This window comes from Asaccharospora irregularis DSM 2635, assembly GCF_900129815.1.
GTDB classification, from domain to species: Bacteria; Bacillota; Clostridia; order Peptostreptococcales; family Peptostreptococcaceae; genus Asaccharospora; species Asaccharospora irregularis.
In genome coordinates this window covers 23,722-34,816 of record NZ_FQWX01000022.1, presented here as the reverse complement: position 1 = coordinate 34,816, position 11,095 = coordinate 23,722, and the positions used below count along the sequence as shown (strand labels likewise).

At 31.0% G+C, this 11,095-nt stretch carries 14 protein-coding genes and 1 pseudogene; all 15 read right to left on the bottom strand.

Annotated features, from left to right (window positions below):
• Positions 1-374 precede the first annotated feature (374 nt).
• Positions 375-1,049 carry a methionine ABC transporter permease gene (locus tag BUB34_RS09050; RefSeq protein ID WP_073126616.1) on the bottom strand — a complete coding sequence of 225 codons (675 nt, stop codon included), beginning with the start codon at positions 1,047-1,049 and terminating at the stop codon, positions 375-377.
• 12 nt (positions 1,050-1,061) lie between these two features.
• Positions 1,062-2,024, bottom strand: coding sequence for a methionine ABC transporter ATP-binding protein (locus BUB34_RS09045; protein ID WP_073126614.1), 963 nt, complete (start codon positions 2,022-2,024; stop codon positions 1,062-1,064).
• 14 nt (positions 2,025-2,038) lie between these two features.
• A complete protein-coding gene (locus BUB34_RS09040) occupies positions 2,039-2,815 on the bottom strand; it encodes a creatininase family protein (RefSeq protein WP_073126612.1) in 777 nt (258 codons plus the stop codon).
• Between the two features lie 2 nt (positions 2,816-2,817).
• Positions 2,818-3,654, bottom strand: coding sequence for a MetQ/NlpA family ABC transporter substrate-binding protein (locus BUB34_RS09035; protein ID WP_159430057.1), 837 nt, complete (start codon positions 3,652-3,654; stop codon positions 2,818-2,820).
• 407 nt (positions 3,655-4,061) lie between these two features.
• Positions 4,062-4,679, bottom strand: a complete 618-nt coding sequence (locus tag BUB34_RS09030) for a superoxide dismutase (RefSeq protein ID WP_330392770.1) — start codon at positions 4,677-4,679, stop codon at positions 4,062-4,064.
• 26 nt (positions 4,680-4,705) lie between these two features.
• Complete coding sequence (gene rbr / locus BUB34_RS09025) at positions 4,706-5,293, bottom strand: rubrerythrin (protein WP_073126609.1); 588 nt, start codon at positions 5,291-5,293, stop codon at positions 4,706-4,708.
• Positions 5,294-5,693: 400 nt separating this feature from the next.
• Positions 5,694-6,125 carry a DUF3021 domain-containing protein gene (locus BUB34_RS09020; RefSeq protein ID WP_073126607.1) on the bottom strand — a complete coding sequence of 144 codons (432 nt, stop codon included), beginning with the start codon at positions 6,123-6,125 and terminating at the stop codon, positions 5,694-5,696.
• An 11-nt stretch (positions 6,126-6,136) separates the two neighbouring features.
• Positions 6,137-6,340, bottom strand: a pseudogene (locus BUB34_RS09015) (LytTR family DNA-binding domain-containing protein); the annotation flags it as partial.
• 219 nt (positions 6,341-6,559) lie between these two features.
• On the bottom strand, positions 6,560-6,988 hold the full coding sequence (locus tag BUB34_RS09010) for a C-GCAxxG-C-C family protein (protein WP_073126605.1): 429 nt from the start codon (positions 6,986-6,988) through the stop codon (positions 6,560-6,562).
• A gap of 15 nt (positions 6,989-7,003) precedes the next feature.
• Positions 7,004-7,984 (bottom strand): arsenosugar biosynthesis radical SAM (seleno)protein ArsS, encoded by a 981-nt coding sequence (gene arsS, locus BUB34_RS09005; protein ID WP_073126603.1) that lies wholly within the window; start codon positions 7,982-7,984, stop codon positions 7,004-7,006.
• Positions 7,985-8,007: 23 nt separating this feature from the next.
• Entirely contained in the window at positions 8,008-8,340 is a 333-nt protein-coding gene (locus BUB34_RS09000; protein WP_073126601.1) for an arsenosugar biosynthesis-associated peroxidase-like protein, read from the bottom strand.
• 177 nt (positions 8,341-8,517) lie between these two features.
• Positions 8,518-9,021: a preQ(1) synthase gene (queF, locus tag BUB34_RS08995; RefSeq protein ID WP_073126600.1), complete on the bottom strand. Its 504-nt coding sequence runs from the start codon at positions 9,019-9,021 to the stop codon at positions 8,518-8,520.
• A 2-nt stretch (positions 9,022-9,023) separates the two neighbouring features.
• Positions 9,024-9,683 carry a 7-cyano-7-deazaguanine synthase QueC gene (gene queC, locus BUB34_RS08990; RefSeq protein ID WP_073126598.1) on the bottom strand — a complete coding sequence of 220 codons (660 nt, stop codon included), beginning with the start codon at positions 9,681-9,683 and terminating at the stop codon, positions 9,024-9,026.
• A gap of 95 nt (positions 9,684-9,778) precedes the next feature.
• Complete coding sequence (queE, locus tag BUB34_RS08985; RefSeq protein ID WP_073126596.1) at positions 9,779-10,453, bottom strand: putative 7-carboxy-7-deazaguanine synthase QueE; 675 nt, start codon at positions 10,451-10,453, stop codon at positions 9,779-9,781.
• Between the two features lies 1 nt (position 10,454).
• Positions 10,455-10,883 (bottom strand): 6-pyruvoyl trahydropterin synthase family protein, encoded by a 429-nt coding sequence (locus BUB34_RS08980; protein WP_073126595.1) that lies wholly within the window; start codon positions 10,881-10,883, stop codon positions 10,455-10,457.
• Positions 10,884-11,095 lie beyond the last annotated feature (212 nt).

Genomic DNA, 11,095 nt, shown 5'->3' with positions numbered 1-11,095 from the left:
GAATAATTTTCATTTACGCAACCGCATTTAGAGCATGCTTTTGGAACATATGTAAGCACTGCGTTTAATACCTTAAACTCAATACCTCTTATTTTTTCAATTCCATCTCCTGTAAATACTAAATTTTTATCGCTAATTCCTAGAATATTTGATATAATATCATTTGAGCACATGTCAAACCTCCTCGTTTATTTTGTTGTCGTGACTTAATTATACAACGAGTTTGACATGTGTTCTTTATTTTTTTAAAAAATAATAGCGCTGATAGTAATTAGTCCATTTTTGTCTAACGACAATTATGGATTTTTTATTACCATCAACGCTAAATATTATACAGCCATTATTTGTCGACTCCATAGGGTATATTTTATAATTTATATATTTTTCTTATATAGATAATTTCCTATCTCTTGTGCCAGTTGCACCATTATAAATAATACTAATATTGATGTATATAAAACTGAATCATTGAAGCTCTGATACCCATAATTTAATGCTATAGCTCCTATTCCTCCTCCACCAACAGCACCAGCTATAGTGCTACCAGATATATAAGTTATAGTTGCCATTGTTAATACAGATATTATACCTGCTCTAGACTCTCTCACTATAACCCTAAAAATTATCTGTAGATTCGATGCACCAAAGGAGCGAGCTGCTTCTATTAATTGGGGATCAACAGATTTAAAAGTCCCCTCTAATGCTCTAGCAATAAACGATGTAGCAGCAATTGCTAGGGGAAATATAACAGCTCTTTCACCAACTGTAGTACCTACTATCTTCCTAGTTAACGGGGATATAGCAACTATTAATATCAATATAGGAAATGATCTTATTGTATTAACGATAAAATCTAATATCTTGTAAATATTTTTTTTAGGATTAAGGCCATCAGGACAGAATGTTACAAGCAATATTGATAAAACAAATCCTAGCAATCCTCCTAATAAAATAGTAGATATCACTATCTTAAGTGTAGTAAATGTAGAGGGGACAATTATCTTATTAAAAAAATTCCACCATTCTTGCCAAAACTCTATATTAAACATAGCCAAACCCCTTTATTTTAATTTATTCCATATAAATTCTTTATAATCTAAATATGATATTACTTTACTAAATTCCTCATCGGATATATTCACAACTAGTGACCCCACATGTTTTCCATTATATACTTCCATATTAGTATCTATTATTAAACAATCTACACCCAAATCCCTGGAAATATGACTTATAATTGCTACTTCACTATTACTCTCAGTCAGGAAAATTTCTATATTAACTCCGCTTCTTGGCAAGGATGCATATTTTACCCCTATTAAATTCATTAAAGATTCTGGTTTTTTTGTAAATATATCATTTACATTTCCCTGATTAGCTATCTTACCATTCTCTAGAATAGATACTTCATCACATACATTTTTTAGGATAGATAGTTGATGAGTTACGGTAACCAAAGTTATTCCTAATTCTTTATTTATATTATTTAACAATTGTACTATCTCCTGAGCAGTCTTAGGATCTAAAGCTGATGTAGCCTCATCACATAGCAATATTTTCGGATTTAAGGCTAAAGCCCGTGCAATTGCAACTCTCTGCTTTTGTCCCCCAGATAGTTCCTTAGGTCTAGACTGGATTTTTTCTCTTAGCCCTATAACCTCTGCTAATTCATTAACCCTATTATTTATATAGTTATTATTGTATCCCCAGCATTTTAATGGCAATGAAATATTATCATACACATTCAGACTTCCTAGTAATGAGAAGTCCTGAAATACCATCCCTATATCTCTCCTTAGGTATTTTAATTCCCTCTTACTTAGACTTTTTATATCTACTCCATCAATTTTTAATTCGCCTCTATCATAGTCTTCTAAAGCATTTATACATCTCAACAATGTCGACTTACCAGTACCACTTCTACCTATTAATCCATACCTTGAGCCTTTGGGTATATTGATATTTATTCCCTTCAGTATACCTATACCATTAAATGACTTTTCTAATTCAACTATCTCTATCAATTCATCACCTAATTCTATCTTTTATAGTCATAATTCCAGTCCATGTTATCCAGTTTTCTTATTAGCTCAACTAAATACTCAGTAAAGTTTTCAATTAATATTTTTCCCTTCTCCTTTGTTGCAGACTTGGAGTCTCCTGTAGAACCGGTATTACTTACCTCTTCAATGTCCCAAATAACCATTACTCCATGTTTACTTAAATCGATTACATCATTATGTATTTGACAATCAGAATCCTCTAAATTTACCAACTCTGGGTCGATTTCTAGCATCAGTGAAGTTTCTGCTTCACCTCCATGACCCTTTCCATCCCATGTGTCGTAATTATTTTTTAGTACCGTTCTAGAATAAAACCACCATCCTGGCACTATTATTATACTAGCGCTTTTATACCTATTTTTAATATTCCTCGATGCTATCTCTAACGCAGGAATATTTCCATCATGCCCATTCAATATAATTAGATTCTTTAGACCATGTTCTATAAAACTTGATAAAATATCCTCTGTTAATTTTATCGTAGTATCATACCCTAGACTTAAAGATAGTGGATATTGATTATAATTTATCGAAGTACCAAAAGGTATTGGAGGGGATATAACTGCTCCCCCAACTCTTTTTGCAAGTCTTTCTGCAATATCAGTTGAAATAAATGTATCCGTACCTAATGGTAAGTGTGCCCCATGAGCTTCACAGCTTCCAAATGGTATAATAACCTTATTTATAATACCACTATCAATAGACTCTGATAGTTGCTTCATATTTAACCTATTAAGATATATCTCTTCCATTTTTATTCCCCTTTTATATCGTTATATAATATAAATGTTCCTTTATAGTTTTCATTAAATTTCTTTTTGAAAGACTCTTTATTTGTTGCTTCCATAAACTCTTTTACCCATTTTTCATCTTCTGTTCCATCATTAACCGTTAAGCTAATAGGGAAATCCTTGTCAACAGGATCGTTGAATAAACTTTTTTCAAAGTCTTCTCCTGAAAGTCTCATTGCATTTGCACCAGATATAATCATGTCAACATCATACAAACTCTTTACAGTTGCTGTAATTTCAGTTTCTAATAGTTTTATATTTTTAGGGTTTTCAGTAATATCCGCTACATTACAAAGTTCCTTTTTATCATCTAATTTAATTAGTCCCATTCTTTGTAGTAATCTTAAACTTCTATCCATATTATTTGGATCTCCTGGTATAGCAACTACAGCATCTTTTGGAAGTTCATCAATACTATTGTACTTTGATGAGTAAACTCCATTTTTAAAATAGTATATATAAGGCTTTACCATTTTTAGATTAGTATTGTTTTTTTCATTGAACACCTCTACCCACTGTAAATGATTTACTACAAATCCATCTATACTTCCATCATTCAGTGCTGTTGCAGGTATATTTGATGCACCATCAAATACAACCTTCTCTATTTTGTAATTTGAGTCCTTCATCTCATCTATTACATAATCTATTATATCTTCTGTAATTCTCATGCAGCCAATTTTAATAGTCTCTTTCTCCTCAACCTTGTCCACATTTTCATTTGAATTTTTATTGCTACATCCTGTACCTAACACTAAAATTAGTATTAAGAATAGCTTTTTTATATATCTATTTTTCACCATTTGTCCCCCCAATATTTTATAATACAATCAAATTTAAACTATAATTATTTTGTTAATAAATATTTTAGAATATCTTATAAACTTACATCTATAACTTAAACTTCCTAATATAAGTCATCAGATTTCCCCCCTTTACAAATCCTTTGTAAGTATATTCTATGATTTTCCCCAAAATTCTAATATAAATAGTTTAAATTTACTGCAATTTACAATAAATTATAATATATATAGCTAACTATAGTCTAATAGATTTTTTCTATATCACGTATACGCAATCTAAATAAAGAAATATAATTATAGTTTTCTATGCATTATAAAAAGCCTGGCCTCAGTGGTTTACTGAAGCCAGACTTTTTAGAGCTATCGCTTAATTTATAAATCTAGTTATATAATCAAATCAAAAGTTATTTTATATAACCTTCATATATTTCTTCTATTTTTGCCCAATCGATAACATTCCATATATTTTTAACATATTCAGGTCTTACGTTTTTATATTTTAGATAATATGCATGTTCCCAAACGTCTATAGTTATTAATGGTTTTTTATTTAAACTATATGGTGAGTTTTGATCTTTAGTTGATATAATTTCTAATTCACCGTTTTCATCTAAAACTAGCCAACCCCAACCAGATCCAAAAACTCCTACTGTTACACTATTTAATTTTTCTTTCATAGCATCAAGGCTTCCGAATTTTTTATTTATAGCTTCTAAAAGTTTACCACTTGGTTCTTTTTTAGCATTAGGTGATAATATAGAGAAATAGAAGTTATGATTTGAAACTCCTCCTCCTTGGTTTATAACACCTTGTCTTATATCTTCAGGAATAGCTTCAAGATCAGATAGTACTTCTTCTAATGTTTTTCCTTTTACAAGATCTTCATGTCCTTCTAATATATTGTTTAAGTTATTAGCATATGTTTGTAAATGTTTTCCATAATGTGTTTCTAAAGTTAATGCATCTATATGTGGTTCTAAATCAGAATATCCATAACCTAATTTTATCTTATCAAATATCATATTTACTACCTCCATATTAATAATTTTTAATAGTTTTCTACAAATTCTTCAAAGTACCCCTGTGGATGTTGACATGCTGGACATACACCTGGTGCTTCCTTTCCTTCATGTATATACCCACAATTATTACATTTCCACATAATTACTTCATCTTTTTTAAATATTGTTCCATTTTCCAGATTTTCTAATAATTTTAAATATCTTCTCTCATGGAATTTCTCAACTTCTAATATCTTTCTAAATGCTTGAGCCACTTCAGGGTAACCTTCTTCTTCAGCTACCTTTGCAAACTCAGGATAAAGTTCTGACCATTCCTCGTTTTCACCACTAGCAGCGGCTTTTAAATTTTTAGAGGTTTCTTGATGAAAAGAAACTGGATATGAAGCTTGAATTTCTATAGCTTCATCTACAAAATCTGTTCTTAGAAACTTATAAAATCTTTTTGCATGCTCTTTTTCTTGCTCTGCTGTTTCCATAAAAATATTAGATATTTGAACATATCCCTCTTTTTTAGCGACACTAGAATAATATGTATATCTAGTTCTAGCTTGAGACTCTCCTGCAAATGATTTCATTAGATTCTCAGCTGTTTTACTTCCCTTTAAACTCTTCATAACTTACCTCCTATTAATATACATTCCATTCATTCTTAGTTAAAGAATATAGTCAAAGTTATAACTGTTGACTTATATATTTCAAGGATTCTCCTTTATTATTATACAAAGTTTAAATAATAATACATGTGATTATGCTTATAAAGGATTTCCTATGAAAATCTTTATTTGATTTTAATTTATGGCCTTGGTCATGATTAGATTAGTCTTAATTGTATGGCGGATTGTATTGATCTTATATAAAATTATTAATATTACTATAATTATAACATTTTTAACCCTCTTATTCCATATTATACCATTTTATTTTTTTTCTTAAACTAAATTTAAAAAAGGAATAATATCTATAATCATTTCTAATTCATAGATATTATTCCCACTATGCTAAATACCAAAAGTTCTATTTCTCTAAATCTTGTATTTTCATATTCATAATTTTTGCTTCTCTTTTAAAATATATATAAAATCCGCTCCATATTATAAAAGACATTATAATCATTATAATAATAGATAAAACTATGGCTCTTAACCCATAATCCACAGGAATCCATCCTCCATACAAAGCAGAGAGTATATATACTGTTAAACCAACTCCCATATGAATAAATATTTGCATTCCCATTGATAGATTTTTTCTTTCATATATGATAGATGGTACAACAAATCCTACTCCACTTATCATTGAGGCAATTACATTTCTTATATACTCATGCGAAGTTAAACTGTTGAAATTACTTCCATCATTAATTGCAAATATTAATCCCAACACAGTCAACACTGTGCATCCATAAGCTATACCTTGGATAAATTTTATTATAATTTTTTTTAACATAAAAACACCACCTATAACCCTAAATATTTTTTTAAATCTGGTAAGTACTTTCTAGAAATATAATCACTACATCCACATTTAAGGTTCAAAAGCATCATACCATTGAAAGACGGCTCTACACTTGCAATTTTTTTCAAATTAATTAAAGTAGTTTTAGAAATTCTCAAGAAATTTTGCCCCAACTGATTCTCCAGTTCATAAAGCCTTTTGTTTGTCGTATATTTCTCAGTCTATATACTAATATTTATATTGTCAGTTGTTTTTAGGTAAGTGGTAGAAAAACACCCCTGAAATACAAAGTTTCTGCGATAAAGACTTCCCTAAGTTTAATAGTAATCTTATATGTTAAATTCAATATAATTTTTTGACATATAAAAAATAGAGGTATTACCATTACTAGGCAATACCTCTATTTTTTTATATTTTATACCAAACTATATAATTTCATTTAGTATTTCGATAGCATTTAAAACTACTTTTGGACAGAAATTAGTTAGTAACCCCTTTTCTAGTATTACCTCCATCTCATCTGGATTGCTAATATCATGACCTAGCATTTCTTTGCAGCAAGTAGACGGATATTTTTCTAGAAACTTATCATTGAAATCACTCATTAACTCTATCATCTTTGATTTTATTTCAGGAGTATTTGCATCACAGTGCCCATTCTTTAATCCTATTGCCATATAAGAACCTGTTACTGCTCCACATGTTTGTCCAGAGAACATACCTCCTCCAAAACAGGCAGAAACTCTTTTTGCCATCTCCTCATCTATATCTAGCTTAGATGAAAGGGCACTTAGTACTACCTGCCCACAATCAAATCCTTGTTTAAACATATCATTTATTTGTTCTTCCGTCATAATAATCCCCCTTTCTTAGGCAGTTGTGCCTCCACAACTAGATCCAGCACCTGCAGTACAAGCATAACAATGATTTCCAAATTTAATTTTTCTTTGAGATAACTCCTTACCTTTTAACATTGAAATACTATTTTCACCCTCAACCTTAAGATCAACCGCCTGATTAAAATCGCAATCGTACAGACTTCCATCCCACGATACAGACAATTGCGTACGACACATCATTCCTTTTAATGCCGATGGATTAAATGCCGAACATAATCTATCCATATATCTTTCTAAATTATTACTACGCTTTAAAAAACCTCCAAATCTTCCAATAGGGTTATTTGTAATAGTAAATAATTGGTTGAAATCAATATCGAATTGATTTTTAAGTTTTATCTTGTATTGTTCCTCCAAAGATGCCTGTGGTGCCGGTAAAAACGCTCCCCCAGGATTATACACCATATTTAAAATAAGCTCTGGATTTCTACCATATCCAATTTCATTCAACTTTTGTAATACATCTATGCAATCTTCAAATACCCCTTCTCCACGTTGGCGATTAGTGTCTTTTGCTGTGTAATATGGAAGCGAGCAAACTAACTCTACCTTATGCTTTGCATAAAACTCAGGTAAATGCTTATATTCCTCTTCTTTTAAAATAGTAAGGTTTGTTCTTACTATTACTTTTTTAGCTATCTTAGTGGCTTCTTCTATAAACCACATAAGCTCTGGGTTCATCTCAGGCGCCCCACCTGTGATGTCTAATATAGAAAAGCCCTGTTCTTTGAAAACTACCAAACAATCTTTCATAATATCTTTTGACATCAACTCTGTTCTATTTGGACCTGCCTGAACATGACAATGTTTACATGCTAAATTACATTTTTTACCTATATTAACCTGAAGTGTTTGAAGTATTTTTTCTGTTTTCTTAACATCTTCATCACTAATATTTTCTTCAAAATATGAAACCCCATCTAAACTGTTTAACTCTTCTAAGCTTAACATAACAAATCCTCTCAATACTTTTATTATAATTCTAAGTTTTTTATTACATTTTTCATTTGAACACCATGTACTAATGTAGCTCCACCGCGTATGGCAGCTGCAACATGTACTAACTCTGTCATCTGTTCTTCATTTACACCCTTTTCTAAACAATCTTGAGTATAAGAATCAATACAGTATGGGCATTGCACTGTATGGGCAACTGCAAGCGCTATAAGAGATTTTTCTCTAGCAGTTAAAGCACCTTCTTCAAATACCTTTCCGTAGTATGACATAAAGCTCTCCCATAATTGAGGAGCTTCTTCTCCTATTGTTCCAAATCTTCCTAAATCCTTAGGATTATAATATGTATTCATATTTCCTATACCTCCCAATATCGTTATATATCTACAACTTTCTATAAATTCCCCTATTATACTTATAATAGAAAATTATACCTAGTTGTGTCTAATAGGAAATATCTATGTCTGCAGGTTTTGTATAGTTATTTTATATAATTATCAAACAATCCCACACTATGGGTATCTTGATTTTTATCTGTTATCAACTTTTTCTGGGTACATATCATGATTCATCAACCTATGATTAGCCATATCCTCAAACTTCGTTCCTGGCATACCATAATTACAATAAGGATCTATACTGATTCCTCCCCTTGGAGTAAATTTTCCCCATACCTCAATATACTTAGGATCCATAAGTTTGATTAAATCCTTCATGATAATATTCATACAATCTTCATGGAAATCTCCGTGATTTCTAAAGCTGAAAAGATATAATTTAAGAGATTTACTCTCAACCATTTTCTCTCCTGGTATATAGCTTATATAAATAGTAGCAAAGTCTGGCTGACCTGTAATAGGACAAAGACTTGTGAATTCTGGACAGTTAAATTTCACGAAATAATCGTTATTAGGGTGTTTATTGTCAAATACCTCTAATACTTCTGGAGTATATCCAAATTCATACTTTGTACCTTGATTACCAAGTAATGTTATATCTTGCAGTTCTTCCTTTTTTCTTCCTGATTGATGCATAGTTATTCTCCTTTACTCTTTAAATAATTATCTAATCCTCTTTTTCTCAGATGACAAGCAGGGCATTCTCCGCATCCATCCCCTTTTATTCCATTGTAGCAAGTCAACGTTTTTTCTCTTATGTATTCTAATTTGCCTAATTTATCAGCCATTTCCCATGTTTGTGCTTTATCAATCCACATTAGCGGAGTATGTAATACAAATGGATAGTCCATAGCTAAATTCATAGTCACATTTAAAGACTTAATAAATATATCTCTACAATCCGGGTACCCACTAAAATCAGTTTCACATACTCCTGTGACAATATGTTTGGCCCCTTTTACCTTTGCAAAAACTCCTGCAAATGTTAAAAACAGCATATTTCTTCCCTCTACAAAAGTAGATGGAAGTGTTCCCTCTTCTCCCTCACTAACCTCTATTTCATCTCTTGTTAAAGCATTCGGTGCCAATTGATTTAGAAGTGCCATATCTAATATATGATGCTCTACACCCAACTCCTTGGCAATTGAAGATGCACACTCTATTTCCAATTTATGTCTTTGACCATAATCAAAAGTAACAGCTAATACTTCATCAAACTTTTTAAGTGCCCAAAATAGGCATGTAGTAGAATCCTGACCTCCACTAAATACCACTACCGCTTTTTGTTTTTCTTTCATCTATATCACACCCATCTTTTTTATTCTTTCTTTTCACTATTCGATTCTTTCACTTTATCAGCTAACTCTTTACCTCTACTTGTATTTTTTCCCTTCTATACGCCTCTACGATTTTTATCCCAGATAATCTTATGTAATTGTAATTGTAACTTTACATTCTTAAGCAAATTTTCTTTCATAAAATCTACTATTACAGAGGGGTCTATATAATCAGTTACAGGACTTAGATATACCTGACACTTCTTCTCTAAGTCATGTTTTTTGATTACTTCATAAGCTTTGTTTAAATCATCTTTGCTCCCAATTACAAACTTATATACATCGTTTTCACCTACTACATCTAAATTCCTTGGTTCCATATATTTTGTCATTGTACTTGATGGTAGCTTATAGTCGATGATATATCTTAAATTACTTGAAGTGTATACTGTTTTAAAAGGGGTAATATCAACAGTCCCATTTGTTTCTATATGTACAAGCAAGCTTTTATCTTCTGATAATAACTTAATTAAATCCATAATACCTTCCTGTATAAGGGGTTCTCCACCTGTCAACGTAACATGATTTATCTTTTTTTCTTTTATATATGAATAAATTTCATCTGCACTCATCTCTTCACTTTTTTCTGTAGCTTCCCAAGAATAAGAAGTATCACACCAACTGCATCTTAGGTTACATCCCTTAAATCGAATGAATGTTGCCAAAGAACCCGCCATAGGTCCCTCCCCATCTATTGACACAAACTTCTCTACTATATTAAATTTTCTCATATTAGTCCTCCATATAAATGCAACTATTTGTAGGTGTTTCAAACAGCTCTACTTCTCTTACGTTAATTCCCTTTTCCTTGATCATATGGTAAATATGCCTGGACATTTCCTCTGCTGTTGTTCTATAGGGTAACATTAAAATACTAAATGCATTTGGTAATTCTGATAATTTATCTGCTAATTTTCTTCCTTCTTCATTGTCCTCTAAAACTAACTTATGATCAAAATACTCTTTTATCTCTTTTAGAACTTTTTTTATATTTCCAAAGTCATCTACCATACCCCTCAATTGACCTCCCTCATGGAGTGTTTTACTCGCAACTTTTACAATTAATCTATACCTATGTCCGTGGATATTTTTACATTTTCCCTCATATCCGCTAAGGTAATGTGCCATATCAAACTGAATTTCATTTTTCAATATAAACATAACTTCCTCCCAAAACAAAAAATTTCTATTCATTATAAAAAGACTTCCTATCCATTTAAATAAGGCTGATTTTCTCAAAACAGAGCACAAATCAGCCTTTAAAATATCTCATTAAAAAAGGGCGCACAAGGCGCCCTATAAATTCTAAAGTTATATGCCTAGTTTTATTTATAGACAGGATGGTCTAACGAACTGTCTTATTTAATTATATT

Coding starts and splice junctions, on each gene's coding strand:
- BUB34_RS09050 (WP_073126616.1), bottom strand. CDS start 1,049: ATGTTTAATATAGAGTTTTGGCAAGAATGGTGGAATTTTTTTAATAAG.
- BUB34_RS09040 (WP_073126612.1), bottom strand. CDS start 2,815: ATGGAAGAGATATATCTTAATAGGTTAAATATGAAGCAACTATCAGAG.
- BUB34_RS09030 (WP_330392770.1), bottom strand. CDS start 4,679: ATGATATTTGATAAGATAAAATTAGGTTATGGATATTCTGATTTAGAA.
- rbr (WP_073126609.1), bottom strand. CDS start 5,293: ATGAAGAGTTTAAAGGGAAGTAAAACAGCTGAGAATCTAATGAAATCA.
- BUB34_RS09020 (WP_073126607.1), bottom strand. CDS start 6,125: ATGTTAAAAAAAATTATAATAAAATTTATCCAAGGTATAGCTTATGGA.
- BUB34_RS09010 (WP_073126605.1), bottom strand. CDS start 6,988: ATGACGGAAGAACAAATAAATGATATGTTTAAACAAGGATTTGATTGT.
- arsS (WP_073126603.1), bottom strand. CDS start 7,984: ATGTTAAGCTTAGAAGAGTTAAACAGTTTAGATGGGGTTTCATATTTT.
- BUB34_RS09000 (WP_073126601.1), bottom strand. CDS start 8,340: ATGAATACATATTATAATCCTAAGGATTTAGGAAGATTTGGAACAATA.
- queF (WP_073126600.1), bottom strand. CDS start 9,021: ATGCATCAATCAGGAAGAAAAAAGGAAGAACTGCAAGATATAACATTA.
- queC (WP_073126598.1), bottom strand. CDS start 9,683: ATGAAAGAAAAACAAAAAGCGGTAGTGGTATTTAGTGGAGGTCAGGAT.
- queE (WP_073126596.1), bottom strand. CDS start 10,453: ATGAGAAAATTTAATATAGTAGAGAAGTTTGTGTCAATAGATGGGGAG.
- BUB34_RS08980 (WP_073126595.1), bottom strand. CDS start 10,883: ATGTTTATATTGAAAAATGAAATTCAGTTTGATATGGCACATTACCTT.